Source organism: Marinobacter sp. M5B (assembly GCF_042604615.1).
GTDB lineage: Bacteria > Pseudomonadota > Gammaproteobacteria > Pseudomonadales > Oleiphilaceae > Marinobacter > Marinobacter salarius.
In genome coordinates this window covers 2931739-2957104 of the sequence record NZ_CP156894.1, presented here as the reverse complement: position 1 = coordinate 2957104, position 25366 = coordinate 2931739, and the positions used below count along the sequence as shown (strand labels likewise).

Genomic DNA, 25366 nt, shown 5'->3' with positions numbered 1-25366 from the left:
GTAACAACCTGATGTGGCAAATCTTTCACAAGCTGGGGTCGCCAAAATGGTTCTTCGGCATTGCCTCAACACTGATGCCCTGGCTGCTTGTGGTGGGGGCAGCCCTGTTGTTGACCGGTATTGTCTGGGGGTTGGGGTTTGCGCCACAGGATTACCTGCAGGGTAATAGTTATCGCATCATTTTCATTCACGTACCGTCTGCGTTTCTGGCCCAGTCGGTGTATATCATGATGGCCGTTGCGGCGTTGGTTACGCTGGTTTGGCGTATGAAACTGGCCGATGTTTTCGTCAAGGCCGTGGCACCGGTTGGTGCAGTGTTGACCTTCCTGGCCCTGTTTACCGGTGCGGTTTGGGGTAAGCCCACCTGGGGAACCTGGTGGATCTGGGATGCCCGGCTTACCTCGATGCTGATCTTGCTGTTTCTTTATTTTGGGGTGATGGCGTTGGGAGCGGCCATCTCCGATGAGAAATCCTCGGCACGTGCCGTTGCCGTGCTGGTACTGGTGGGAGTGGTCAATATACCGATCATCAAGTATTCCGTGGAGTGGTGGAATACCCTGCACCAGCCAGCGACGTTCAAGCTCACGGAAAAGCCCAGTATGCCCGCGGAAATGTGGGTGCCCCTGTTGCTCTCGGTATTGGGGCTTTATCTGATATTTGGCTGGCTCGCCTGTCTGCGTATGCAGACCAACATTTTGGCGCGTGAAGGCCGCACCCGCTGGGTAAAAGAACTGGTTCAGGCACGGGAGAACTGACGCAATGGCCTTCGACTCTTTTGGTGCTTTTCTGGCGATGGGCGGCCACGGCCCGTATGTCTGGGCATGCTATGCGGTTTTTTTCCTGCTGATGGGAGTCATGACGTGGTGGTCGCTGCGTCAGCGGCGGGTCGTAATCGCGCAACAGCGACGCCGTATGGCCCCCGCTCCGTCGGTGGACGAGCGCCCGGCGGCGGCCAGCTTTACCCGAATCGAATCTTCTCAAGACTGACTGGTAGATCAAACATGCACCCGATCCGAAAAAAACGGCTTACCATTGTCCTTTTTCTCCTTGTCGGGGTGTCGGTGGCCGTGGCCCTGACGACCTACGCGCTGCGGCAGAATATCAACCTGTTTTACGACCCAAGCCAAATTGCCGCTGGCGAAGCGCCGGTGGACGTCCGCATCCGTGCCGGCGGCATGGTGGAAGAAGGGACTGTGCAGCGTGATCCGGAAAGCCTGAAAGTGGAGTTCAAGGTAACGGACTTTACCTCATCGGTATTGGTGGAATACACCGGGATCCTGCCGGACCTGTTTGCCGAAGGGCAGGGCGTTGTCGCCATGGGGCGCATGGACGGTAATGGCCGTTTTGTCGCGGACCAGGTGCTGGCAAAGCACGACGAGAATTACATGCCACCGGAAGTGAACGACGCCCTGGAAAAGGCCGCCGGCAAGCGGGCTGCCATGCCTGGAACAGCCGGTGAATCCAGCGCCGGTTACTAGCGTTGCTGGCCCACGTTTAAGAGAGTTGGAGAATCCTGATGTATCCGGAACTCGGACAGATCGCCCTGATACTCGCGCTGTTGCTGGCAGTGCTCCTTTCCGTGGTCCCCCTGGTGGGCTCGGTGACGGGGCGTGACCAATTGCTGGCCTTCGCCCGGCCGCTGTCAGCGGGCCTGTTCGTCTTCGTTGCCCTGGCCTTTGGTCTTCTGACTCACGCGTTTGTGACCGATGACTTTTCCGTGGCCTATGTCGCCAACAACAGCAATAGCATGTTGCCCTGGTACTACAAATTCAGCGCGGTTTGGGGCGGCCATGAAGGCTCACTGTTGCTCTGGGTGCTGATGCTCGTTGGCTGGACGCTGGCGGTCGCCATATTCAGCCGGCGCCTGCCGTCGGTGATGGTGTCCCAGGTGTTGTCGGTGCTTGGTATGGTCACGGTGGGCTTCCTGTTGTTTACCATCATGACCTCCAATCCTTTCGATCGTACGCTCCCCAATGTGCCGGCCGATGGCGCCGACCTGAACCCGCTGTTGCAGGATTTCGGGCTGATCGTGCATCCACCCATGTTGTACATGGGGTATGTGGGCTTCTCCGTGGCTTTTGCCTTTGCCATTGCCGCGCTGATCAATGGCAAACTGGATGCGGCCTGGGCTCGTTGGTCCCGCCCCTGGACCACAGTGGCCTGGGCTTTCCTTTCCCTGGGCATTGCCCTGGGTAGCTGGTGGGCCTATTACGAACTGGGTTGGGGCGGCTGGTGGTTCTGGGACCCGGTCGAGAATGCCTCGCTGCTGCCCTGGTTGTCGGGAACGGCGCTGATGCACAGTCTGGCCGTCACCGAGAAGCGCGGCGTATTCAAGAGTTGGACCGTGCTGCTGGCCATCGTAACCTTCGCCCTGAGCCTGCTGGGAACCTTCCTGGTGCGTTCCGGGGTGCTGACCTCTGTCCACGCCTTCGCCTCAGACCCCGACCGGGGGACATTCCTGCTGGCGCTACTGGCGATTACGATTGTTTCGAGCTTGACCCTGTACGCGTTCAGGGCGCCGGTGGTGCATGTGCGCTCCCGTTACGGCAGCCTGTCCCGTGAAATCTTCCTGCTGATGAACAATGTGTTGTTGGTTGCCGCAACCCTGTTGGTGTTGGTGGGGACTCTTTATCCATTGGTTCTGGACTACCTGGACATGGGGCGGCTATCCATCGGTGAACCCTTCTTCAATCTAACCTTCAGCCCCCTTGGAATTGCCGCCGGCTTGCTGTTGGGGGCAGGTATATTCTCCCGCTGGAAGAAAACCGACGGCGGCTGGCTGGGCCGCAAACTGCTGTGGCCGTTGGCTGTCAGTATGATCGGGACCAGTGCTGTGCTGGTTGGGTACGGCAAGTTTGAGCCCTGGGCGTTTGGGGGCCTGTTCTCAGCGATGTGGATTACGGTGGCCACCTTTTGGGATCTCTGGGAAAAGTCCGGGTCACGGAAGGGGCGCCTCCACGGCCTCAGGCGTCAATCCCGCAGTTACTACGGCATGGTGTTCGGGCATCTGGGGCTGGCCATCACCATGGCGGGTGCGACGGTCGCCTCCAACTACGGTATCGAGCGGGACGTACGCATGTCGCCCGGGGACACCGCGATGGTCGGTGATTATCGGGTTGCGTTTGCCGAAATTGGCAACCGAAGAGGGCAGAACTTCACCGCGGAATACGGCCGTTTTGAGGTTTACGATTCGGATGGCGGTCTGATATCCACGCTATACCCGGAGAAGCGCCGATACATGGTTCAACGTAACACCATGACCGAGGCTGGTATTGACGGCGGTCTGTTCCGGGATATTTTTGTCGCCATCGGTGAACGGGTGTCTGACGATGCCTGGGCGATCCGGCTTCAATACAAACCGCTGGTCCGCTGGTTGTGGTTGGGGGCGCTGTTTATGGCCGCTGGTGGCTTCCTGGCCATTTCGGACCGCCGCTATCGCATTCGCGGCAAGGTTGCGGAAAACGGTAAGGCCAAGGCACCGAACGCAGGCGGTGAGTGCGGCGCAGACCCGGCAGGAGCGGCGTCATGAAGCGGCTGCTGCTGTTCACGCCGTTGATCCTCGCTGTGGTACTCGGAGTGGTCCTGTTCGCCGGTATTGGCAAAGACCCCAACAAACTCGAGTCGGCGTTGATCGGCAAACCGGTGCCCGAGTTTTTGTTGACGGATCTCCACAACGAAAGTCGCGAGCTGACTCGTGAGGTTTTTGAAGGGCATGTGTCCCTGCTGAATGTCTGGGGTACTTGGTGCCCGGCCTGCCGGGATGAGCATGGTGATCTGGTCTGGCTGGCGGAAGAGAAAGGCGTGCGTATCGTTGGCCTTAACTATAAGGACAACCGGGATGATGCCCTGGTCTGGCTTGATCGGTTGGGCGACCCGTATCAGGTGTCGATCTACGATCCCCGTGGCAGCCTCGGGTTTGACCTGGGGGTTTATGGCGCGCCGGAAACCTATGTCATTGATGCGGAAGGTATTGTGCGTTACCGCCATGTTGGCGTGGTCAACGAAAAAGTATGGGAGCAGGACATCAAGCCCATCGTCGATCGGTTCAGGGAGAAGATCTGATGTGGCGCCCGGTGTTTGCATGGCTGTTACTGATGACAATTGCGCCGATGTCGGTAGCGGATGCCCGCGACGTTTACGGGTTTGATACGCAGGCGCAGGAGCAGAGGTTCCAGACCCTGATTTCGGAGTTGCGTTGCCCGAAGTGCCAGAACCAGAACATCGCCGATTCCAATGCGCCGATTTCCAAGGACATGCGCGACGAGGTGTACCGGATGATGTCTGATGGCGCCAGCAACGAGGAAATTGTCGGAGCACTGGTCGACCGCTTTGGTGAATTCGTGCGATACAAGCCGGAGGTGGATAGCCGCACCATCCTGCTGTGGGCAACGCCAGCCATCGTCGTCCTGGGTGGCCTGATGGTGGTGGCCGGGATTGTCATCCGTTCCCGCAGGGCCGGACAGGACGAGCCAGCCCTAACCGACGAAGAGCGTGCACGGGCATCCAGAATGCTCGATGGCGATGACTCCAGCCGCACCTGACTTCAAACAACACTCTTTCTCAACCGGATTAATGACCGTTCTATGACACAGACCTTCTGGCTGACGGCCGCTGTATTAATCGTACTTGCCCTGGCGTTTGTGGTGGCGCCGTTGTTCCTGCACCGTTCCGGCCGGCGCGCGGAAATGGATCTGCGCAACCAGAACCTGCTGGCATATCGCAGCCGAATGGCGGAACTGGATCGCGAGTTTGAAGCCGGCGCGCTGGACGAGGAAAGCTATCAACAGCTCCGGGAAGAGCTGGCCGGCAGCATGCTTGATGATGTCCCGGATGCTGAGCGTGGTGTTATTGCTTCACCGGATCGGGCCAGGGGCGGGAAAAGCGCCATCGTCATTGCGATTGCCAGCCTCGCGGTTATTCCCGCCGCTGCGGTATACCTGTACGGACAGTGGGGCGCCATGGACGACGTCGAGCAGTTCCGCGCCATGCAGGAAATGATGGCAGCCGACAGCGATCGCCTGGGCCAGATGCAGGAACTGACGGCCCAGCTTCGCGAGCGGTTGGAGGACAATCCGGAGAACACCGAGGGCTGGGCTATGCTGGGGCGTAGCTATATGCGCATTGAGCAGTATGAGGATGCGGCGTGGGCCTTCGAACGGCTGGCAGAGAGTATCGAGGATGATGAGAACGGCAAAGCTGTTGCCTGGGGATTGTCAGCCCAGGCTGCATTTTTCCTGAGTGAGGGTGACCTCAACCCAGAGGTGTCGAACGCCATTGAAAAAGCCAGATCGCTGAATCCCGACGAGGTCAACTCCCTAGGCCTGCTCGGCATCCATGCCTTCAGCCAGCAGAACTTTGAGGAGGCGATCCGGTATTGGGAGCGCATTGTGTCGGTGGCGCCCAATCATCCCCAGATTGCGTCCATCCGCCAGGGCATTGAACAGGCCTATCAGCGCCTGGGTCGGGAGATGCCGCAGGAGCAGCCGTCAGAGGTATCCGGGGCCGGCGTAACCGTCCAGGTGGAAATAGACGAAGCATTCCAGGGCGAGATTCCTGACGACACCACCCTGTTTGTTCTGGCGCGTCGCGCGAATGTTCAGGGCGGGCCACCTCTGGCTGTGGCACGGCTGAGTGCGGGCCAGTTGCCGATGGAGATCCGATTGGACGACCGCTTCAATATGTCCGCGAATGCAAAGCTGTCGGAGGCGGGTGAAGTGCGCCTGCAAGCGCGCCTGTCGCGCTCTGGCAACGCCAGGCCCCAGGCGGGTGACTGGCAGGGCGAGGTGGATCAGCCGGTGCCAGTGGGTGAAGGCGAAAACGAGCCTGTCACCCTGGTAATTGACACCCAACTGGTGCAGTAATCTGTCACCGGCTGGTGCTCAGGCCCTGCGGGTAGAGCGGCGGCAGCTGATCCCCGGGAGCTGACTCACTGGCGGTTCCGCGCACGCGGATCAGCGCTGCCACAAGCCGTTCTCCCTGCCAGGGCTCCGACGTAGCCGATTCACCGGGTGTCCCGAACAATCGCTGCTGAAGCTGTTCGATCTCGGCGGCCAGTTCCGTGTCGTCCAGAAACCGGTTCACATCCGTTACGCTTTGGAAAGTGCGTTCCGGATGCCTTTGAGACATCCAGCGTACAAGCAGGTCGGTCGTTTTGGGCGATCCCGCCTGCGCTGCCTCGCACAGATCCCGGAATAGCACCTTTTCCCGGTTGTCTCCCTGACTCGCCACGACCTTGCCAGCACTGGTGCGACGCCTGCTGTACCACCAGGCCGCCAGTGTGATCAGCCAACCCACCAGAGCGGCCAGTGTGGCCAACGGCCAGAAGCCAGCGCCGGATTCCCCGTCAGTCTCACCTGATACCGGGTCATTGTTGGTCCTGGTGTCCGTTTCCGATGCGTCTTCCGGATTACTAGGCACCGAGTCGATCTGGCCGGGTATCCCCTCAACGACCAGTGTATGTGGCGGAATAACCGCTACTTTTTCGCTGTCGCTTTCAGTATCCCACCAGGGGATCCGGATCTCGGGCAAGGTTAATTTTCCAGGCTGCACTGGTACCAGTGCCGTGGTCTGGGTCAGTGTCGAAGTCAGCCCTTCGGTGCCGGGTGTGGTCGTGCGCTCGGGCTTTTCCGGGTAAGCCCGTATGCTATCGGGCGTCTGTTCCGGGAACGGCGGCAGCGATTCGGCAGGCAGGCCCTCCGTCCTCATGGTGAGGCTTCTGGTAAGGTTCTGGCCCGCTGTCAGGTTCTGGTTTCGTGGCAGTCCGGACTGGGTCAGCTCCAGCGTGCGGGCGGGCAACCAGGTGTCTCCGCTGAATTCCGCTGGCACACCCTTGACGGTGATATCAAACAGGTTGGCGCTGTCGCGGAGAAACTTCAATTGGCCCTGTTCATTCCGGGCCTGGCCCTCAAAGCGGATGGGCTGCAGACTGAGTTGTCCTTCTCTTTGGGGAAACAATGCGTAACGGCGCTCAACCACACGATAGCGAACACCGTCCCGGTAGCGGGTGTACTCGTTCTGCTTGCCCAGCGATTCGACAATGGCATTCGGGTGCTCCGGTTCGGAGAGCTCGCCGCGAATGAGGTTGCCGGTGAAAAACAGCTTGATGGTGAGCACCAGCTGTTCCTGAACGTACACTTCGTCCTTGTCCGCGGCCAGCTCGATAAAGCTGTCTCTTTGGGCCTCGGTCTCCTGATCGGGTGGGGTGCCGCTGATAACCTCAATGGTGACGGGGGTTGAACGGGAATCTCGGAAGCTCAGGGGCGGAATGGTCAATTCACCGGTCTTTTTGGGCGCGAGCTGGTACGTCCATGTGATCTCGCCCACCATTTCATTGTTGACGGTGCGAATGGAGTATTGCTGGTTGCGGGCGAGAATTTCGAAGTCGTCTTCTACCTTTTCGATGTCCGGTTTTGGCAGACTCGACAAGTCGAAATCGAACAGGTTTCCCAGATTGATATCGATTTTGGTGCTGCCCTTGACGCTCAGGGTAAGCACTTCGCCCTCGTAAAGACGGGTTCTGTCGGGTTCGACGGTCAGATCGTTGGCTGCCATGGCCGGTCCTGCCATGGTGACAAGCAGCAGTATCAGAATAAACGGACCGGTCAGCCGGCTTACCATGGTGTATCGCCCTCGTCAGATGGTGTTTCTCGTTCCTGGTATTGTTGCAGGAATTTGCGCCTCAACAGTCCGCCCGGATTATCGGGCACGCGCCGGAGCCATTGTTCCTGTCCCTGGGTCAGCGGGGAAGTATCAAGCTCCGCCGGTGCCCTGGATGTTTGTCCGTCGCTCGCTGAAGCGTCGGCATCACGTTGGCGTTGTTGAGCGCTCTCCTCCTGCTTTTCCTGTTGGTCGCTTTGGCCGTTCCGTTGGCTATCCTCTGGCTCGTTCTTTTGCTGTCCATTGTGTTGATTATCCGGCTGGTTCTGCCCGGCCTGATCTGACGGGTCGCCGTCCTGGTTCTGAGTATCCGACCCATTCTGTGAGTTCTGCTGGTTACCCTGCTGCTGTTGATTGCCGTCCTGATCTGACGATTCACTGCCGTCCCCGCTGGATTGGTTCTGTTGCTGCTCCAGCAGCTGTTTCACCAGGTCACGGTTGAACAAGGCGTCTTCATGTCCAGGTTGCATCGCCAGCACATTCTCGTAGGCCTCGAGCGCTTCTTCCAGCTTGCCGGCACGGGCCAGGGCGTTGCCGCGGTTGTAGCTTGCCCTGGGCGTGTCTTCGCTGGCGAACGCGCCCGCTGCGGACTCATAGTCACCTGAGCGATAGAGTGCGCTACCACGCCACTGGGGATTGTCGAGAATCCTGGCTGCCTGTTCCGGGTCTTCTTCGATCAGCGCGGGCGCACGCTGATCCTCCCGGGACCAAAGGGCGTCCCAGTCCATGGCCATTGCGGGACGTGGGGTGAGGGGCAAAAGTGTTAGCAGTACCGCCACCATGGCACCGCGACGCCAGCCGAGCAATGCCAGTGGCGCGGCCAGCCACAATAGCCAGTAGCCATCATCCTGCCAGCGGTTGACCGTCAGGTCGCGCTCGCTGTCTTGCCAGTTGTCCGAGTCAATGGGGCGCAGCTCCAGGCTGCGGATGTCCTCGTCCGTAATGGTCAGGCTATGACTGTCTCCACCATTGCTTTTCGCCAGTTCCGCCATGCCTGCGGGGTCCGCACGGGTAATCACGATGTCGCCGCCATCACGAATGAATCCTTGGCGTGCCAGCGGTATTGGACCACCCTCTGAAGTACCAACGGTCAGGGTGCTGAGCGCGAACCGACTGCCCGTCAGGGTATCGCTGATGCGAGGAAGGTAACGCTCGTCCACATTGTCTGCAATCAGTAACAGTCGCCCCGTCCCCGGGGCGCCCTGTTCCAGCAGGTCAAGGCCACGTTGTATGCCGAGATCGGTTCGGTTTCCTGCAGCTGGCATGATCACCGGTTCGAGAACCTCCAGCATGCCCTCGATGGTATTGCTGTCATCCGTCAGCGGTGTGACCGCATGAGCGTCCGCGGCATAGACCACCAGGGCGGTCAGGCTTCCCTCCCGTGCTTTCAGAATATCGCGAATCTTGCGCTTGGCCACAGTTAGGCGGTCGGGCGTTACATCGGTGGCAAGCATTGACAGCGACAGGTCCAGCACGATAACAAGGCTGTCATTCTGTTGTTGCAGTGGCGTGGGCGCCTTGCGCCACGACGGGCCGGCGAGGGCAACGGCAAGCACCACGAGGGCGGCAACGACCGGCAATACGGGCGAGCGTTTTTGACCGCCCGCTGCACCAGATTGACTGATCAGTGGGCGCAGCAGTTGCGGCGGTATCACGCGGCTCCAGCCACTGTCGCTCTGGCGGACGCGTTTGAATACCAGCGGCAGGACAAGGGCGACAAGAAGTAACAGCAGCCACAGTGGGCGCAGGAAGTGAAAATCAGCCATGGTTCCCTCCCCGTGCGTTGTTTCTGGTCTCAAGCCGGTTGCTGGCCACTCTGGCGCCCTGGAGTAGCAGCCAGATCAGGACGGCAATCCCGGCGGGCCAGACGTACAGTTCAGTCACCGGTCGATAGTGTTTGCCTTCCAGTTCGATGGGTTCGAGCTGGTTGATGCTTTCGTAGATCAGTTCCAGCTCGGGCAGACTGCGGGCCCGGAAGTACTCACCGCCGGTCTGCTGGGCAATTCGCGTCAGCAAACCTTCATCGAGGTCGCGGGATGGGTTGACCCGGCGCGAGCCGAGCAGCCCACGCTGGACCATGGTTTCGGCACCAATCCCGATGGTGTAGATGCGTACGCCAGCGGCTTTTGCAATCTCCGCCGCCTTGTCCGGCGCGATCTCACCAGCGGTGTTGGCGCCATCGGTCAGCAAGATCACCACGCGTTGTTCCTGGGGGCGATCACGAAGGCGTTTGACCGCCAGACCAAGGGCGTCGCCGATGGCCGTGGCCCGCCCGGCCATGCCGATACCGGCTTCATGCAGCAGCGTGCGAACGGTGGCGAGGTCAAAGGTCAGCGGCGCCTGGATATAGGGTTCCGTACCGAACAACAGCAGCCCCAGGCGGTCACCTTCACGGCGCTGGATAAAGTCATCCAGCACGCGCTTCACCGCCTGTAGTCGGTTTATGCTGCGGCCCTGGATGACCATGTCCTGTTCGTCCATTGACGGGGAAATATCCACTGCCAGAAGCAGGTCACGACCGCTGACCGGCAACTGTACCTGTTCGCCGACGTGTTGGGGGCGCGCCAGGGCCACGACCAGCAGCAGCCAGATCAGCAACAGTGCCAGTTGCTGCCAAAGGGGGGCGTGGCTGCCGCTACGGCTGACACCCGGCAGGTCCGACAACCAATGCCCGACCGGAAAAACAGGTGCCTCCACAGTCTGAGCACTGCGTTTGCGTAAACGGATTATCAGGGGCACCAGAGCCAGTAGCAGGGCCCATGGAAACGCAAGGCTCAGCATTTTTGGCCTCCCAGCCAGACACGGGCGAACGCGATAGCATCACTGGTATGGCACTCGGGGGTTGGTTGCCAACTGCTGTTCACCATGGCTTCCACCACCGGGCGTGAGGCAATGCGATCCTTCGGGCTGGTTTCCAGAAGAAAGCGAACCCAGGGTTCGCCGGACAGGGATTCCGGGAGGCGTTCAGGGTAGCGGATACGCGCGGCTTGTTTCAGTAGAGCGTTCAGCGCGCCGAACCATTGGCTGTTGGGTGTTGCGGCCTGCTCCAGTCGGTTCAATTCTGTAATGGCGGTTTTCAGCCAGCGGTTTTTGCGCCGTTTTCGTCGGATCAGCACAAACGCCAGAATGCCCAGGGCAATTGCGATAGCCATCAGCAACCACCAGCCGGGCGCCGGTGGCCAGAAGCCTCCGGATTGTGGCAGGTGAATGTCTCTGAGCTGGCTCAGTGGGTCCTGTTGAATCATGGGGTCTTTGCGGTTCCTGTCATCCGATGTGCCCCCGGGGGCCAAGCAGTGCCTGCAACGCCAACGCTGGCTGATCGCCGGTCATGACGCTGGCGGGTTGTACCCCCGACGTTCGAAAGCACTCCTCAAGGGCCTCTGTATGCTGGCGAACCTTGTCCGCATAGGCCCTCTGGAAGCGGGGGTTGCTGCTATCGAACCACACCGGTCCGTCTTCGCCGGCAATGGCGAAACGACCGCTTTCAGGTAACTTCAGCTCCAATGGGTCAACAACTCTCAGTGCGCTGACCGTGTTGTGACGTGCCAGTGAACCGAGTAGCCGCGACGTTTCTGAGGTAATGGTCAGGAAGTCACTGATGACGAAAATGCGGCTACCGGTGTGGGCCACACGGCGAGCTTCCCGCAGGGCGGTATCCAGGGGGGCGTTTTCCACGCCGGCGGCCGCAACGGCGCTTGAGTCGCGCGTGCTTCTTTGCAGCCTTGCCACGGTGTCGAGGAACTGCAGTACCGATTTCTTGCGCCGCGCCGGGCGCTGTACGGTGAGTTCGTTGCCGTTGAAAACGATTCCTCCCACCTGATCGCCAGACCAAAGGGCAAGCCAGGCCAGGATACCGGCAATCTGGGCGCCGCGGACCTGTTTGTAGGCACCGGTGCTGGCGAAAAACAGTGAAGGCCCGAGGTCGCAAAGCAGGAGCACGGGGCGCTCGCGCTCTTCCTCGTAGAGCTTTGTGTGCGGCGACTGCCGTCGGGCGGTCACCCGCCAGTCGATGCTGCGGATATCGTCCCCGGGCTGATACTGGCGCACTTCAGCAAAGGCCATGCCCCGCCCGCGCCGGGGAGAGCGTTGCAGGCCGGCCTGCCGGGATCTTACCGGACGCGCAGCAGGCAACTTCAATGCGCGGGCATCTGCCTGCAGGCGAATGAGACCGGAAAGGGGAATATGAGTCGCTGGCTCTTCGGGCGTCATGGTCACGGTGTCAGGCTGTTACCGGAACGCGGTCTATCAGGCGCTGGATAATAGCATCTGCAGTCAGGCCTTCGGCTTCGGCTTCGAAGGTCAGCAAAATACGATGGCGAAGAACGTCGAAGGCAATGTTCCGCACATCGTCCGGGCTGACGTAGTCCCGTCCTTCCAGCCACGCCATGGCTCTGGCGCAGCGGTCCAGCGCGATGGTGCCTCGTGGGCTGGCTCCGAAGGCAGTCCAGCGGGCCAGTTCCGGGTCGAGTGACGCCGGGTCACGGGTGGCCAGCACCAAAGCCAGCAGGTATTGCTCGACGGGCTCTGACATATAGATGTCGGAAACCGCATGCCGGGCTTCGAAAACCTGGTCGGCCGTCAGGCGGACTTCAGCGGCCACCTGCCCACGGCGGTAGTCGTTGCGCGCCAGGTGAAGAATCTCTTTTTCGGCCACGGCGGACGGATAGTCAATCACTACATGCATCAGGAACCGGTCGAGCTGGGCTTCAGGCAGGGGGTAGGTGCCTTCCTGTTCGATGGGGTTCTGGGTGGCCATTACCATGAACAGGCGATCCAGCGGGAAGGTGCGCATGCCGACACTGACCTGGCGTTCGCCCATGGCTTCGAGCAACGCTGACTGTACCTTGGCCGGCGCCCGGTTAATTTCATCGGCCAGCACCAGGTTATGGAAGATCGGGCCATGCTGGAACTCGAATTGCCCGGTTTCGGCTCGGTAGATCTCACTGCCGGTGACGTCGGATGGCAGCAGGTCCGGGGTGAACTGGATACGGTGAAAGTCGCCTTCGAGGTGGTCGGCGAGGGCCTTGATGGCGGTGGTTTTTGCCAGGCCGGGAGCGCCCTCAACCAGCAGGTGGCCATCGGCCAACAGGGCAATCAGCAAACGGTCCACCAGTTTTTCCTGGCCAATAATCCTTTTTGCTAACTGAGACCTGAGCTCTCCAAACGTATGCTGTAATGCCATGGGGGGTGTCCACTCCTACTGCAGAGACGGTTCGCGTAAGTAGATGCCGCAGTTTTCGCATCTGTGGGGCAAAAATCAAGGCTTTGACTATGCTTATGTGACGGTACACCGATTACGTTTATTTCACACTCACAGAGGTCGACTATGAATGCGCTGACGATCGCCAGCAAGGAACAGTTTTTCCAACAGCTGGACGAAGCTTTCGCTGAAAAAATAGCGAAAACCGAAGCGAAAAAGATCAGTGAATTCGCGAAGCAGCATTATGCTCACATTCCTCTTGAAGAACTTATAAGTCGACGATTTTCCGATACCTATGGGGCTATCCTCGCGGCCTGGCAATTTCTTCAGAAACGGTCCGCCGAGGAAACCCCTGTGTCCGTGTTCAATCCGGACCTCGAAAGTGATGGCTGGCAGTCAACGCATACTGTCATTTTTATTCTTCATCCGAACATGCCGTTTCTAATCGATTCCCTGCGAATTGCCATTAACCAGCGGGAAATCGGTACCCACTCGATTCAGCACTCCATACTTCAGGTGGAGCGGGACACTCAGGGCAAACTGAAAAAACTGCATCCTCCGAAAAAGAAGTCCGCCAATGCCAGCTACGAGGCGTTCATTGTGCTGGAGATTGACCGGCATAGCAGCCCGGAAGACCTGAGATCGCTTGAAGAGGTGCTGCAAACCATTCTTCATGAAGTCCGAATAGCGGTCAGTGACTTTCCGATTGTGACTGAAAAAGTCAATGAAATCAGCCGAGAGCTGGATAATACCACGGCCGGTATCGACGAGGAGGAAAAGGAAGAGGCGAAGGCCTTCCTGGCGTGGCTGGTCAAGGACCACTTCACCTTCCTCGGCTACGACGAATACGATTTTGCCAAGGACAAGAGCGGGCTGGTGGTCCGCCGTGTGGAGAATTCCGAACTGGGCATCCTGCGGGTGAACAACGAGCGCCCGGATCGTGTTCGGCTCAATGAATTGCCACAGCGCACCCGGCATGAAATGACCCGCACCGATGATATCTTCATTTTCGCGAAGTCGGCCCAGCGTTCACGGGTTCACCGTCCGGCCTATCCGGACTACATCGCCGTCAAGAAGTTCAACAGCAAGGGCGAGGTGGTCGGCGAGCGCCGTTTCCTGGGGTTGTATACCTCACGGGTCTACAACGAACGCCCGGATGAAATCCCCCTGCTGCGCCGCAAGTTCCAGACGGTCATGCGGCGGTCGGGGTTCCTGCGTGATGACTACGCGGGCAAGGAGCTGGATCAGATCCTCACGGTGTATCCCCGGGACGAACTGTTCCAGATAGAGCCGGGCGAGCTGCTGTCCGTCGCCAAGAGCATTCTCTACATTCAGGAACGTCGTCGTATCGAGCTGTTCATGCGGGAAGACGTGTATGGCCAGTTCGTGACCTGCCTGGCGTTCTTCCCCCGGGATATCTACAACACCGAGTTGCGCCTGAAGGTCGAACAGGAGTTGCTGGAGACCCTGGGTGCCGAAGACATCGAATTTGTGACCCACTTTTCCGAATCGGTTCTGGCGCGGGTGCAGTTCACGATACGGGTGCCCCAGGTGGAAAACCGGCAGCTTCCGATTTCCGAGATTCGTGACAAGGTGATCGGGCTGGCACAGTCCTGGCGTGATGGCCTGCTGGAAGCGCTGACCGAGGCCTATGGCGAAGAGCAGGGTAACGAGATGTTCCGCGTGTACTCTGGCGGTTTCCCTGCCAGTTACAAAGACATGTTCTCGCCCCGGCGTGCTGCCATTGATCTTGAGCATATCTCCGGTGCAGCTGAGGAAAAGCATCTCACCATGAGCTTCTATCGGGCTCTGGAAGAGGATGAGAGTACGCTTCACTTTAAGCTTTTCTACCCGGATGAGCCGCTGCCGCTGTCCGATGTGATGCCCATATTCGACAATCTGGGTTTCCGGGTGATCGGCGAGCACCCCTTTGAAGTCAGTGACCGGAAAGGCAAGACCGTATGGATACACGACTTCACCCTGCAGGCGCACAGTGGGAAAGTGGTGGATATCCATCGTATCCGGCCTATTTTCGAGGATCTGTTCCGTCGCGTGTGGTACGGCGATGCCGAGAACGACGCCTTCAACAGGCTGCTGCTGTCCTCCTACATGAGCTGGCGGGAGATCGCCTTGCTGCGGACCTTCGCCCGTTACATGCGTCAGATCCGCTTTTCCAACAGCCAGACCTTTATCTCCAACACCCTGGTCAACCATGTGGACCTGACGCGGTTGTTGCTGGAATTCTTTGAGGTGCGCTTCAATCCGGAGCGTTACCAGAGCGAGGGCAAAAGTGCGGCTGCGCAACAGAAGCTTGAGATCGAGTTCAACGCCGGGCTGGATGAGGTAGAGAACCTGAGTGAAGACCGGGTCCTGCGCCTGTTCCTGGAGCTGATGCAGGCTACCCTGCGTACCAACTATTACCAGCCCGACGGCGAAGGTAAGACAAAGCCCTATATCAGTGTGAAATTCGACCCCTCCCGCATTCCGGATATGCCGCTGCCCATGCCCATGTTCGAGATTTTCGTCTACTCACCGCGGGTTGAGGGCGTGCATCTGCGTGGTGGCAAGGTGGCCCGAGGGGGCTTGCGCTGGTCCGACCGTTTCGAGGACTATCGCACCGAGATTCTCGGGCTGGTGAAAGCCCAGCAGGTCAAGAACGCGGTGATCGTGCCAGTCGGTGCCAAGGGCGGTTTCGTGGCTAAACGCCTTCCGGACATGTCGGATCGCGAGGCCTTTCAGGCCGAGGGTATCGAGGCCTATAAAACGTTCATCCGTGGCCTGCTGGACATTACCGACAACCTGGTGGACGCCGGTATCCAGCCGCCAGCGTCGGTGATTCGTCACGATGAGGATGACCATTACCTGGTTGTGGCTGCGGACAAGGGGACTGCAACTTTCTCGGACATCGCCAATGGTCTGGCCGCGGAGTATGGCTTCTGGATGGGGGATGCTTTTGCCTCCGGTGGCAGCAACGGTTATGACCACAAGAAAATGGGCATAACCGCCCGTGGTGCCTGGGTGTCCGTGGAACGCCATTTTCGCGAGCTGGGCATCAACCCGGCCCTGGATGAGTTCACCGCCATCGGTATCGGTGATATGGCGGGAGACGTGTTCGGCAACGGCCTGCTTTCATCGGAAAAGACAAAGTTGGTCGCCGCCTTCAACCATGTGCATATTTTTATCGATCCGGCTCCGGACGCGGCGAAAAGCTACAAAGAGCGTAAGCGTTTGTTCGAGCTACCACGCTCGTCCTGGACTGATTACGACACCAGCCTGATTTCCAAAGGTGGTGGCATCTTTAATCGCAGCGCCAAATCCATTCCAGTCAGCCCGGAAATGAAGAAACTACTGGGGATTAAATCCGACCGGGTGCCGCCCAACATGTTGATTACCCACATTCTGAAGGCCCAGGCTGACCTGCTTTGGGTGGGTGGCATTGGAACCTACGTCAAGGGTCAGGGCGAGTCCCACGGGGACGTTGGGGACAAGGCCAACGATGCGGTTCGTATCAACGGTTCTGAGCTGCGCTGCAAGATTGTGGGCGAAGGTGGGAACCTGGGCCTGACGCAGTTCGGGCGTATCGAGTTCGCGCTACGCGGCGGCCGGCTCAATACCGACTTCATCGACAACTCCGGCGGTGTGGATTGCTCCGACCACGAAGTGAACATGAAGATCCTCCTGAACCAGGCGGTTGCGATGGGGGATCTAACGGATAAACAGCGCAACATCATGCTGGAGGAAATGACGGATGATGTGGCCGCCCTGGTGCTCAAGAACAATTATCGGCAGACCCAGGCCATCAGTATTGCCAGTGTGGGGGCCATTACCCGGCTCGAAGAATACCGCCGGCTGATGAACACCATGGAAAGCGAGGGCAAGCTGAATCGCAGTCTGGAATTCCTGCCTGACGACGAAACCCTGTCCGAGCGTAAGCTGGACAAGAAAGGGTTAACCCGTCCGGAACTGTCCGTGCTGATTTCCTACGTCAAGGGGGATCTGAAGCAGACCCTGATCGACAGCAGTTTGCCGGATGAGCCCCTGTTGGCTGGGGAAATGTACAAGGTGTTTCCTCAGGACCTGACCCGCAAGTTCTCCAAAGAGCTGGGTGAGCACCAATTGCGCCGTGAGATCATTGCGACGCAGATTGCCAACGACATGGTCAACCACATGGGGATCACCTTCGTGGAGCGGTTGAAGCAGTCAACCGGGGCCGACGCGGCGTCGATTGCGTTGGCCTGGATCATCGCTCGTGATGTCTTCCGGCTGGACACTTGGTGGGACAAGGTGGAATACCTGGATTACTTTATCCCGGCCAAGGTTCAGATGGATCTGATGGGTGACCTGATGCGACTGATTCGCCGAGCTGTTCGCTGGCTGCTGCGCAACCGCCGGGCAGAACTTGGTATTCAGAGCCATATGGAGCGTTTCGCCGACAGCGTCTGGAAGATCACGGCCGACCTGCCGGATTATCTCGGCGAACAGGCTTGTGCTGATTGGAAAAAACGCCATAACGAACTGGTCGAGTCTGGCTTGCCGGAAGATCTGGCCTCTGTGGCGGCAGGTACCAGCTACCTCTATTCGTCTCTCGGCATCATCGAGGCCCGCGAGGCAACGGGCATGCCTCTGAAAACCGTCGCCAATCTCTATTACGATCTCGGCGACAAGCTGGACCTGAACTGGTTTGCCAACGCCATTGCTGCCCTGGTGCCCGCGTCTCACTGGCAGGCCCTTGCGAGGGAGAGTTTCCGTGAGGACCTGGATTGGCAACAGAGGGCGTTGACCACGGGTGTACTCAGGCTGGCTGCCAAGCCTGGGGATGTCAGCGGTGCTGTTGATAACTGGATGGCGCGGCACAGCACCATGATAAGCCGCTGGAAGTCCATGCTGACGGAACTCAAAGGGGTGCGTGAACCGGAATATGCGATGTTTTCCGTGGCGTTGCGAGAGCTACTGGATCTGGCTCAGAGCACCATGCACGAACATCACGACTCCGACCTGACTCAGACCAGTTGATGATTGATTTATGTCGCGGATTGCCGTTCAATTCTGGGCAATGTTGATCATTAGGAGGAGGTTTGATGGGGCAGCTTGATCATTTGCTGGACAATAACAAGGCCTGGGCCGATGGCATCAAGAGCCAGGACCCCCAGTTTTTTGACCGCCTGTCCAACCAGCAGGCACCAGAGTACCTCTGGATTGGCTGCGCGGACAGTCGGGTACCGGCCAATCAGATTGTTGACCTGATGCCTGGTGAGCTGTTTGTGCACCGAAACGTGGCCAATGTGGTGGTACACACAGACTTTAATTGCCTATCGGTACTTCAGTTCGCCGTTGACGTGCTTAAGGTCAAGCATGTCCTCGTCGTTGGTCATTATGGCTGCGGGGGAGTTAAGGCGGCCCTGAACAATGAGGGCTTTGGCGTGATTTCGAACTGGTTGCGGCATGTTCAGGACGTTCGAGACAAACACCAGGGCATTCTTGATGGCCTGGCGACCGATCAGGACCGCGTGGACCGCCTGTGCGAGTTGAACGTGGTGGAGCAGGTTGGCCATGTCTGTCAAAACAACATTGTGCAGGAGGCCTGGCGTCGTGGGCAGGCGTTGACCGTGCACGGATTCGTCTACGACGTGGCCGACGGCATCCTTCGGGATATGGGGCTGTCCATTAGCTCCGAGGCCGATCACGAGGCAGTCAAACAAAACAGCATTGATGAACTGGTGTTGAGGCCGGTTCGTGCGGGTCGCCATAAAAATTGACGCAAAAAATGTCAAATTGTGTCAATTATTCGTGACAGGCGTCACTTTCTGACCCGGCACGTCATCACAGTTAACCTCCTGAAGGATTGTTACACTGAATTCGTAACATATCAGGAGGTTAACCATGCGAGAGATCGTTCAAAAAGCGCTCAGTGCCATGAGTCAGCGCAAAACGACGCAGTCCACCCAGGCTCGTCGCCGCACCAGTGAAGCGACGCCGCAGCCGGAATCAGTGGAAGATTGGGGTATGTCGCCAGAAGACGCTTTGCGAGCCAACACGGTTGCCCGCTACAAGTAGGAGGCCGGAGTTGTAATCTGCCGGTTTCTGACCGCCCGGGCCAAGACTCAGGGCTCAATTCCGGTTAGAGTATCCCGCCTGATACGAACGCCGGGATACGCTGATCAATGTCTGCACTGCCTAATTCCCACGAAGTCCTGCTCAAGAACCAGAATCTGTTACGTGGTCGCCTGGCCATTATTGGCATGGTCGATCCCGCGTTGCTTCCCCGGTTGCCGGACCGGGGACTGACGATTTCCGAACACTTTGGCAATTACCAACAACTGCTGGCCGTCAGTGGCTGGACGGCGGCTTTTGGCTATGATGCGCCGGAGTTGTCATCGGGCATGGCCGATACCCTGGTGGTGTTCCTCCCCAAGGCCCGAGTTGAGTTGTCGGTAAGGCTTGAGTTGGCACTTTGGCTGGCGGCCGAAGGTGCTCGACTGGTCTTGGTGGGCGAAAAGAAAGAAGGTATTGCAGGCGCTGTGAAGCAGCTGAAGGAGTTTGCACCGCAAGCATCGAAGGCAGACAGTGCCCGCCACTGCCAGGTCTGGCAAGCCGATAGCCTGCCCAGGCGCCCAGTGTTTGACCTTCAACGTTGGCTTCAGTGGCATCCGGTTGAGTGCGAGGGAGTTGGCTTCAGGATGGCCGGCTTGCCGGGTATATTCAGTGACGGTGAGCTGGATGATGGTACCGCCATGCTGTTGCAAACCCTTGCTGACTCACCGCTGGAAAAAGGACCCGTGCTGGATTTTGCCTGCGGCGCAGGTGTTATCGGCACCTGGTTGCAGTTGCACCAACGAGCCACGGAGCAGGGCGTTTTTCCGGTCGACGGCGTAGACGTGCAGTTCCAGGCCGTTGCCTGTGCTCGTGCGACCTACCGGGAGGCGGGCGTGGATGGCTTGATTCACGCCTCCGACGGGTTGTCCGGCGTCGACGGCCGCTACGCTGCAGTTGTCACTAATCCGCCATTCCATACCGGTATCCGTACCGATACATCCATGACTGAGCGGTTCCTGCAGGGTGTGGCAAAGCACCTGGAGCCCGGCGGTGAGTTGCGCCTGGTGGCGAACACGTTTCTTCCCTATGAAGCACTGATCCGTCGTCACGTCGGGCCGGTTAAGACGATCGCCGGCGACCGACGCTTCACGGTGTGGAGCGCCCGCCGTCACTGAATTGTCGTCTGGCTGTCATACGGTCGTCATTGCCATCGGACAAGGTATGAATAATCCTTGAGCAGGCCGGTGGGGGAAGCCGATGCATCAGTACCGGAGCGTTTTCATTTCCGATGTTCACCTGGGATCCGCCGATTGTCAGGCGGACTACCTTCTGGATTTTCTCGACAACGTCAGCTGCGAGACCCTGTACCTGGTCGGGGATATCGTTGATCTGATCGCTATGCAACGGCGGGTGCACTTCCCGGAAAGCCATCAGGCGGTTGTGAGGCGGTTTATGGCTATTGCCGCTGCCGGCACGCGGGTGGTTTATGTGCCTGGCAATCACGATGAATTTCTGCGGCACTTCTGCGGCCAGACGTTGGCAGGTATCGAGTTGAAGCAAAAAGCCATTCACACGACGGCGGACGGTCGCCGGTTCGTGGTCTGCCATGGCGACCAGTTTGATCAGGTGGTGCGCTGCAGCCCCTTGATGCTGCTGGTAGGCGATAGGGCTCATGGCCTTCTGCTGCGCCTGAACCGCTGGTTCAATGCCTGGCGGCGCTTACGCCGCAAGCCATACTGGTCCCTGGCGGCCTGGGTCAAAAGCCGTATCGGCAAGGCGCGGTCATTCATTCGACGCTTCGAACTGGCTGCTCTGACGGCGGCAGAACGCGGACACTATGACGGTTTTATATGTGGTCACATCCACTCCGCTGGCTTTCTGCGCAGTCAGGAAGGACTCTACTGCAACGACGGTGACTGGGTGGAACACTGTACGGCGCTGGTGGAGAGGCACGATGGTAAGCTGGATATCCTGCACTGGTCCGAACAGCCGGGCATCCTTGCTTCGGAGCCTGCACAGCCCGCCCCTGAGTTCAGCGGCGGCCAGCGCCCCGTCATCGACGTTCTGTCGCCTGCGTTTATCGAAAGCATCAATGCGACGCCAAAATAGCGGTTTTTTTCGGGCATAAAAAAGCCCCTGGGGTGAGGGGCAAGAAGGTTTGCTACCACAACAAACGGAGCAACCTGAAATCGTTCTTTCAGAGTAGGGTTAATTTCTAGAGTAATCAGCCTAGAATGTCCGCAGTTTTCTGAATGACGATGCGGATGCCTAAAATGACAAGTGAGGTTCTAACATTCAGTGGCGGGCGCTTGCCCCTGAAACGCCCCGGTGGAGGCCACACCCTTCGGGCCTGGGACGCCGCTGATGAGCAGTTGCTGGAGCAGGTTCTGGAGCGTTGCACGCCGCAGAGCCACCCACGGGTGTTGATCATTGACGACCAGTTTGGGGCTTTAACCCTGGGTCTGGCGCCTTTCTTCCCTGTTTCCTTTGCCGATAGCTGTCTCCTCTCTAAATCCCTGGTTATTAATGCTCCGGCCGATCTGTCTATTCCGGCACCAAAGAGCTGGCTGGAGCTGCCGGAAGGGCCCTTCGATCTTGTTGTTATGAGGATTCCCCGGCAACTGGACTACCTGGCGTGCCTGTTGCGGTGGGTGAACAGCGTTCTGTCACCCGAAGGCAAGCTGATTGCCGGTGGCATGATCAAGCACCTGCCGTCACACAGCGCTGATGTGTTTGGGGAACTGGTCAACACCCGGGAAGTCTGTCCCGCGCGCAAAAAAGCGAGGGTGGTGGTTGCTGCCCGGGGTGAGGATACGTTGCGGGAGTGGCCGGATTTCTGGCGGGGATACAGGTTGTCGTCCCGGTACGAGCTATCGGGTATGCCAGCGGTGTTCGCCAGAGCAAAGCTGGATATCGGTTCGCGGTTGCTGCTGCCGGTCATTGAGCGGAAGATTGCGGATCTCGCCCCTGGAGCACGGGTACTGGATCTGGCTTGCGGAAACGGTGTGCTTGGGCTGACGGCCCTGGCCCGCAATCCGGCGCTTGAGATTGCGTTCGCGGACGTTTCCAGTCAGGCGGTTGCCAGCGCACGTCAAAATATCCTGACGGCTTTCCCGGACGCTGTCGCGAGCTTTTATCACAGTGATGGTATTCCGGAGGCGGCTGACCGTTATGATCTGGTGCTGTTAAACCCGCCATTTCATGAAGGCGGTGTGGTCGGTGACCATATTGCCCTTCGTCTCTTCAGTCAGGTGGCTCGGCACCTGTCCCCTGGCGGATATATGTTGCTGGTGGGGAATCGGCACCTGGGTTATCACCGCAGTCTCCGTCACTACTTTGGCCAGGTGCGACAACTCGATGCAGACCCAAAGTTTGTGGTGTTCGAAGCCTCTGTTCAGGAGGGTGGCCGGTCGTAACCCATGCGTGCCAGCGTATCAACGATGGTCTGGGTCTGACTGTCGATCTCGATGTTAACCCGGTCGCCGACCGTCATATCGGCAAAGGTGGTTGCCCGCAGGGTCTCGGGGATCAGGTGAACGTTGAAGCGATTATCATTGACGTCGCCAATGGTTAGGCTGGCGCCGTTGATGGCGATGTAGCCTTTGGGAAAGATATAGCGAGCCCATGCCTGCGGCACCTCGAATTCGATGGTGCAATTGTTCTCGGGGCGGTCGATCGCGACGATATCGGCCGTGGTGTGCACGTGGCCGGAGAGGAGGTGCCCGCCGATTTCGTCGCCTATCCTGGCCGCACGTTCGAAATTGATGCGATCCCCTGGCTTCAGCTTTCCCAGGGTGGTCAGGCGCAGCGTTTCCTGCATGGCATCGAAATAAAGATTCTGGCCTTCCTGTCGCGTTACCGTCAGGCAGGTGCCGTCGATGGACACTGACGCACCAATGGTCACGTTGTGAGCCTGATTTTCCGGAAAGCGGATGCTGAAGGTGCTCAGACCGGGCACGGCAGAAATCTCGTCAACGATGGCAATACCCTGAACAATGCCTGTAAACATGTCTCAACCTCGACGACTGGTGTCTGTAGCCGTATAGGGCCACACTTGATGGTCGCAAGGATAGCGATCCTGTGGGTCGGTGCCAAGCCATCGTGACCATCTCAGGTATGCTCAGGCACGCTCAGGCATGTCTCTGTGACTCAAGGATCCGGGCCGTTGGCCGATAAACGGTAAGGGCAGGGTGTCGACGACAGCTATTGGCCCGGTGATCCATGACGGACAATCAACCATGGCAGAGAACGAAAACGTACGTCAGAGAACCAGCGATACCGCGCGTGGAGGAGAGCCCTTGCTGCGTAGGGGGCGGCCCGCGGACCCTCATCCGGAAACGGGTGATGCGGGGCGGGTGGCCGGTGCTGCTACTGCTACTGGTGCTGAAGTTCCTGCCAACCGCCCCGAGCGGGGTGCAACGGCCTCTGCTGGCCGGCTTGAGACTGACGACATTCCAGCGAGCGATGAGTCTGTTAAGGAATCGTCGACGGGTGAGAGCCCTCAGAACATCGAAAAAACCCTGGCGGAGTCGCGTCAACGTAAGCTTCGTTTGATGCTGCGCCAGTGCGACCGTGTGTTGCTGCTGGATTTCGACTTGTTGGCTCTGCCTGACTGGCCGGATAATTACACGCTTGCTGCGGCCCGGCGAAATCGTGACATCTGGCTGTTTGGTGCGTTGTTGGCGGCGGTGGTTTTTCTCAGCGGTATGACCGGCTTTGTGCCAGCGTGGATTGCCGGCGGTGGTTTTGGTGCCTTTGTCATCATCCTGCTACTGGGAGTGCCAGGTGTTCGCCGCCTTTATACGTCGCGGCCCTCGTATCTGGATCTGGTCATCCGCCGTCAGAGGATGATTCGCGACGCACGCAAGCACATCGAACACCTGGAAGGGAAAGAGGGGCTGGTGTGGCAGTGTGCTCGTATGGCCGAGTTTAACTCGGCTCTGAAAGCGACCCGGTTCAGTGAACTGCTGGCATTATCCGAACGGCGGGTATTGGCTCGGAACCTGACCCGGCGGGAACATATTCGTCTTTATCTGATCTATCTTCTGGAGGCTGAGAAAGCTTACGGACGGGCACAGCAGGCTTTTTTCGAGGGGCACCAGCAGGCCATTGACCGGGGCTGGTCATCGGTAGCTGCAGAGCCGGGGGACAGAGCTTGACATAGCTGCCGGTCAAACGTATGTTTCAAACAGACGTTTGCTTAGAGGCACTGATAATAAAATGGCTCAGTCTGATACGGTTGACCGAATTCTTGATGCAGCGGAAGAGCTCTTCGCCGAGCGGGGGTTCTCCGAAACTTCCCTTCGCATGATTACCAGTAAGGCTAAGGTAAATCTCGCTGCTGTCAATTACCACTTTGGTTCTAAAAACGCCCTGATCCATGCGGTGTTTGCCCGCTTCCTGACGCCATTCTCCGCCACGCTGGAGGATGCGTTCGATGATCTGGAGGCGAAATGCGACGGCGAACCGCCAACGTTGAACCAGACTCTATGGGCGCTAACTGAAAGCGCAGTACGCATGCCGCAGCGCAATGAAAAAGGTATTTCCATATTCATGCGTTTGCTCGGCCTGGCCTATACGCAGTCCCAAGGCCATCTTCGGAAATTTCTTGAGCAGGAATATAGCCAGCCGTTCAGCCGCTTTATGCGCCTCCTCAAGGAAGCGACGCCGCAATTGTCCGCGGTCGACCGCTACTGGCGCATTCAGTTCATGCTTGGTGCGACAGCGTTTACCATGTCCAGCAGTGATGCCCTGCGGGATATTCTGCAGAACAAGCTGGGTGTGGAAACCACGGTCCAGGAAATTGCAGCACGACTTGTGCCCTTCCTGGCGGCAGGTATGCAGGCTGATGACGCCATGCTGGTGCCACCTGCCCATAAAACCTCGGTTGCCTGAGTCGCTCGCTCTCGGTTAGGCTTCCGGTTGGTTTGTTCACCGGGAGCCTGACGCCGCATGCCACGTAATCCTGTTTCCATACCTGTTCCCGGAATCGAGATCAGTCTCAATGCGCAAACGCTGACACTGTTTCCTGGCGACACATCAAAGCCTCTCTCCTATCCCGTTTCGACGGCACTTAATGGCCCCGGTGAGCGCCAGAGCAGTGGGTGCACGCCCACGGGCCGGCATTACGTGCGCGCGATGGTGGGTGATGGCCTTCCCCTGAATACCGTATTCATCGCCCGCCGGCCCACCGGGGAGGTTTATTCCGAACAATTGGCGCGTCAGTTTCCCGAACGTGACTGGATACTGTCCAGAATTATCTGGTTATGTGGGCTTGAGTCGGGGAGAAATCGGGGCTCCGGGGTCGATAGTTTTCGTCGGTTCATATACATTCACGGCACACCGGATACCGAACCCATGGGCGTTCCGCGCTCCCATGGTTGCATACGCATGAGGAATGCCGACGTTGCTGACCTATACGACCGTGTCTCGCCGGGCCTGCCCGTCACGATACGATAGCGCCGGCGGTTGTCACTA

General features: G+C 58.6%; 23 protein-coding genes. 16 read left to right on the top strand and 7 right to left on the bottom strand.

Annotated features, from left to right (window positions below):
* The first annotated feature begins 11 nt into the window (after positions 1 to 11).
* Genes AAGD24_RS13375 through ccmI form a run of 7 tightly spaced genes read left to right on the top strand, consistent with a single transcriptional unit; the run spans position 12 to position 5861 of the window.
* Positions 12 to 755: a heme ABC transporter permease gene (locus tag AAGD24_RS13375; protein ID WP_085680044.1), complete on the top strand. Its 744-nt coding sequence runs from the start codon at positions 12 to 14 to the stop codon at positions 753 to 755.
* A 4-nt stretch (positions 756 to 759) separates the two neighbouring features.
* Positions 760 to 987 (top strand): heme exporter protein CcmD, encoded by a 228-nt coding sequence (gene ccmD / locus AAGD24_RS13370; protein WP_036204894.1) that lies wholly within the window; start codon positions 760 to 762, stop codon positions 985 to 987.
* A gap of 14 nt (positions 988 to 1001) precedes the next feature.
* Complete coding sequence (ccmE, locus tag AAGD24_RS13365) at positions 1002 to 1478, top strand: cytochrome c maturation protein CcmE (protein WP_036204897.1); 477 nt, start codon at positions 1002 to 1004, stop codon at positions 1476 to 1478.
* A gap of 38 nt (positions 1479 to 1516) precedes the next feature.
* A complete protein-coding gene (locus AAGD24_RS13360) occupies positions 1517 to 3529 on the top strand; it encodes a heme lyase CcmF/NrfE family subunit (RefSeq protein WP_228209787.1) in 2013 nt (670 codons plus the stop codon).
* A complete protein-coding gene (locus AAGD24_RS13355) occupies positions 3526 to 4062 on the top strand; it encodes a DsbE family thiol:disulfide interchange protein (protein ID WP_199447870.1) in 537 nt (178 codons plus the stop codon). The genes AAGD24_RS13360 and AAGD24_RS13355 overlap by 4 nt, the downstream gene beginning before the upstream one ends.
* Positions 4062 to 4541, top strand: coding sequence for a cytochrome c-type biogenesis protein (locus tag AAGD24_RS13350; protein ID WP_075194752.1), 480 nt, complete (start codon positions 4062 to 4064; stop codon positions 4539 to 4541). The genes AAGD24_RS13355 and AAGD24_RS13350 overlap by 1 nt, the downstream gene beginning before the upstream one ends.
* A gap of 42 nt (positions 4542 to 4583) precedes the next feature.
* On the top strand, positions 4584 to 5861 hold the full coding sequence (gene ccmI, locus AAGD24_RS13345; protein WP_228209786.1) for a c-type cytochrome biogenesis protein CcmI: 1278 nt from the start codon (positions 4584 to 4586) through the stop codon (positions 5859 to 5861).
* Positions 5862 to 5865: 4 nt separating this feature from the next.
* Here ccmI and AAGD24_RS13340 read toward each other — a convergent pair whose 3' ends face one another.
* Genes AAGD24_RS13340 through AAGD24_RS13315 form a run of 6 tightly spaced genes read right to left on the bottom strand, consistent with a single transcriptional unit; the run spans position 5866 to position 12838 of the window.
* Complete coding sequence (locus AAGD24_RS13340; RefSeq protein ID WP_228209785.1) at positions 5866 to 7617, bottom strand: BatD family protein; 1752 nt, start codon at positions 7615 to 7617, stop codon at positions 5866 to 5868.
* The gene (locus AAGD24_RS13335; RefSeq protein ID WP_228209784.1) at positions 7611 to 9422 is read right to left on the bottom strand and encodes a VWA domain-containing protein; all 1812 of its coding nucleotides are present in this window, start codon (positions 9420 to 9422) and stop codon (positions 7611 to 7613) included. The genes AAGD24_RS13340 and AAGD24_RS13335 overlap by 7 nt, the downstream gene beginning before the upstream one ends.
* Positions 9415 to 10437 carry a VWA domain-containing protein gene (locus tag AAGD24_RS13330; RefSeq protein ID WP_151982531.1) on the bottom strand — a complete coding sequence of 341 codons (1023 nt, stop codon included), beginning with the start codon at positions 10435 to 10437 and terminating at the stop codon, positions 9415 to 9417. Before AAGD24_RS13330 ends, AAGD24_RS13335 begins: the two co-directional genes overlap by 8 nt.
* On the bottom strand, positions 10431 to 10901 hold the full coding sequence (locus AAGD24_RS13325) for a DUF4381 domain-containing protein (protein ID WP_228209783.1): 471 nt from the start codon (positions 10899 to 10901) through the stop codon (positions 10431 to 10433). Before AAGD24_RS13325 ends, AAGD24_RS13330 begins: the two co-directional genes overlap by 7 nt.
* A 19-nt stretch (positions 10902 to 10920) precedes the next feature.
* On the bottom strand, positions 10921 to 11865 hold the full coding sequence (locus AAGD24_RS13320; protein WP_379867349.1) for a DUF58 domain-containing protein: 945 nt from the start codon (positions 11863 to 11865) through the stop codon (positions 10921 to 10923).
* A gap of 10 nt (positions 11866 to 11875) precedes the next feature.
* A complete protein-coding gene (locus tag AAGD24_RS13315; protein WP_036204929.1) occupies positions 11876 to 12838 on the bottom strand; it encodes a MoxR family ATPase in 963 nt (320 codons plus the stop codon).
* Positions 12839 to 12982: 144 nt separating this feature from the next.
* Between AAGD24_RS13315 and AAGD24_RS13310 the strand changes: the two genes are divergently transcribed.
* From AAGD24_RS13310 to AAGD24_RS13285, 6 genes are all read left to right on the top strand, one after another.
* Complete coding sequence (locus tag AAGD24_RS13310) at positions 12983 to 17869, top strand: NAD-glutamate dehydrogenase (RefSeq protein WP_036204931.1); 4887 nt, start codon at positions 12983 to 12985, stop codon at positions 17867 to 17869.
* 65 nt (positions 17870 to 17934) lie between these two features.
* Positions 17935 to 18612 carry a carbonate dehydratase gene (can, locus tag AAGD24_RS13305; protein WP_036204933.1) on the top strand — a complete coding sequence of 226 codons (678 nt, stop codon included), beginning with the start codon at positions 17935 to 17937 and terminating at the stop codon, positions 18610 to 18612.
* 124 nt (positions 18613 to 18736) lie between these two features.
* Entirely contained in the window at positions 18737 to 18910 is a 174-nt protein-coding gene (locus tag AAGD24_RS13300) for a hypothetical protein (RefSeq protein WP_197061291.1), read from the top strand.
* Positions 18911 to 19017: 107 nt separating this feature from the next.
* Positions 19018 to 20064 carry a class I SAM-dependent methyltransferase gene (locus AAGD24_RS13295; RefSeq protein ID WP_036204936.1) on the top strand — a complete coding sequence of 349 codons (1047 nt, stop codon included), beginning with the start codon at positions 19018 to 19020 and terminating at the stop codon, positions 20062 to 20064.
* Positions 20065 to 20146: 82 nt separating this feature from the next.
* Positions 20147 to 20998, top strand: a complete 852-nt coding sequence (locus AAGD24_RS13290) for a UDP-2,3-diacylglucosamine diphosphatase (protein WP_041333720.1) — start codon at positions 20147 to 20149, stop codon at positions 20996 to 20998.
* 164 nt (positions 20999 to 21162) lie between these two features.
* Positions 21163 to 22305: a class I SAM-dependent methyltransferase gene (locus AAGD24_RS13285; protein ID WP_269400132.1), complete on the top strand. Its 1143-nt coding sequence runs from the start codon at positions 21163 to 21165 to the stop codon at positions 22303 to 22305.
* On the opposite strand, the gene AAGD24_RS13280 is transcribed toward AAGD24_RS13285, so the two are convergent.
* A complete protein-coding gene (locus AAGD24_RS13280) occupies positions 22284 to 22898 on the bottom strand; it encodes a riboflavin synthase (RefSeq protein WP_041333724.1) in 615 nt (204 codons plus the stop codon). The two genes, AAGD24_RS13285 and AAGD24_RS13280, sit on opposite strands and share 22 nt — an antisense overlap.
* A 229-nt stretch (positions 22899 to 23127) precedes the next feature.
* On the opposite strand from AAGD24_RS13280, the gene AAGD24_RS13275 reads away from it, so the two are divergent.
* From AAGD24_RS13275 to AAGD24_RS13265, 3 genes are all read left to right on the top strand, one after another.
* Positions 23128 to 24048 carry a hypothetical protein gene (locus tag AAGD24_RS13275; protein WP_085680056.1) on the top strand — a complete coding sequence of 307 codons (921 nt, stop codon included), beginning with the start codon at positions 23128 to 23130 and terminating at the stop codon, positions 24046 to 24048.
* 61 nt (positions 24049 to 24109) lie between these two features.
* Entirely contained in the window at positions 24110 to 24784 is a 675-nt protein-coding gene (locus AAGD24_RS13270; RefSeq protein ID WP_007153921.1) for a TetR/AcrR family transcriptional regulator, read from the top strand.
* Between the two features lie 57 nt (positions 24785 to 24841).
* On the top strand, positions 24842 to 25348 hold the full coding sequence (locus AAGD24_RS13265) for a L,D-transpeptidase (protein WP_082040526.1): 507 nt from the start codon (positions 24842 to 24844) through the stop codon (positions 25346 to 25348).
* Positions 25349 to 25366: the final 18 nt, after the last annotated feature.

Coding starts and splice junctions, on each gene's coding strand:
- AAGD24_RS13375 (WP_085680044.1), top strand. CDS start 12: ATGTGGCAAATCTTTCACAAGCTGGGGTCGCCAAAATGGTTCTTCGGC.
- ccmD (WP_036204894.1), top strand. CDS start 760: ATGGCCTTCGACTCTTTTGGTGCTTTTCTGGCGATGGGCGGCCACGGC.
- ccmE (WP_036204897.1), top strand. CDS start 1,002: ATGCACCCGATCCGAAAAAAACGGCTTACCATTGTCCTTTTTCTCCTT.
- AAGD24_RS13360 (WP_228209787.1), top strand. CDS start 1,517: ATGTATCCGGAACTCGGACAGATCGCCCTGATACTCGCGCTGTTGCTG.
- AAGD24_RS13355 (WP_199447870.1), top strand. CDS start 3,526: ATGAAGCGGCTGCTGCTGTTCACGCCGTTGATCCTCGCTGTGGTACTC.
- AAGD24_RS13350 (WP_075194752.1), top strand. CDS start 4,062: ATGTGGCGCCCGGTGTTTGCATGGCTGTTACTGATGACAATTGCGCCG.
- ccmI (WP_228209786.1), top strand. CDS start 4,584: ATGACACAGACCTTCTGGCTGACGGCCGCTGTATTAATCGTACTTGCC.
- AAGD24_RS13340 (WP_228209785.1), bottom strand. CDS start 7,617: ATGGTAAGCCGGCTGACCGGTCCGTTTATTCTGATACTGCTGCTTGTC.
- AAGD24_RS13335 (WP_228209784.1), bottom strand. CDS start 9,422: ATGGCTGATTTTCACTTCCTGCGCCCACTGTGGCTGCTGTTACTTCTT.
- AAGD24_RS13330 (WP_151982531.1), bottom strand. CDS start 10,437: ATGCTGAGCCTTGCGTTTCCATGGGCCCTGCTACTGGCTCTGGTGCCC.
- AAGD24_RS13325 (WP_228209783.1), bottom strand. CDS start 10,901: ATGATTCAACAGGACCCACTGAGCCAGCTCAGAGACATTCACCTGCCA.
- AAGD24_RS13320 (WP_379867349.1), bottom strand. CDS start 11,865: ATGACGCCCGAAGAGCCAGCGACTCATATTCCCCTTTCCGGTCTCATT.
- AAGD24_RS13315 (WP_036204929.1), bottom strand. CDS start 12,838: ATGGCATTACAGCATACGTTTGGAGAGCTCAGGTCTCAGTTAGCAAAA.
- AAGD24_RS13310 (WP_036204931.1), top strand. CDS start 12,983: ATGAATGCGCTGACGATCGCCAGCAAGGAACAGTTTTTCCAACAGCTG.
- can (WP_036204933.1), top strand. CDS start 17,935: ATGGGGCAGCTTGATCATTTGCTGGACAATAACAAGGCCTGGGCCGAT.
- AAGD24_RS13300 (WP_197061291.1), top strand. CDS start 18,737: ATGCGAGAGATCGTTCAAAAAGCGCTCAGTGCCATGAGTCAGCGCAAA.
- AAGD24_RS13295 (WP_036204936.1), top strand. CDS start 19,018: ATGTCTGCACTGCCTAATTCCCACGAAGTCCTGCTCAAGAACCAGAAT.
- AAGD24_RS13290 (WP_041333720.1), top strand. CDS start 20,147: ATGCATCAGTACCGGAGCGTTTTCATTTCCGATGTTCACCTGGGATCC.
- AAGD24_RS13285 (WP_269400132.1), top strand. CDS start 21,163: ATGACAAGTGAGGTTCTAACATTCAGTGGCGGGCGCTTGCCCCTGAAA.
- AAGD24_RS13280 (WP_041333724.1), bottom strand. CDS start 22,898: ATGTTTACAGGCATTGTTCAGGGTATTGCCATCGTTGACGAGATTTCT.
- AAGD24_RS13275 (WP_085680056.1), top strand. CDS start 23,128: ATGGCAGAGAACGAAAACGTACGTCAGAGAACCAGCGATACCGCGCGT.
- AAGD24_RS13270 (WP_007153921.1), top strand. CDS start 24,110: ATGGCTCAGTCTGATACGGTTGACCGAATTCTTGATGCAGCGGAAGAG.
- AAGD24_RS13265 (WP_082040526.1), top strand. CDS start 24,842: ATGCCACGTAATCCTGTTTCCATACCTGTTCCCGGAATCGAGATCAGT.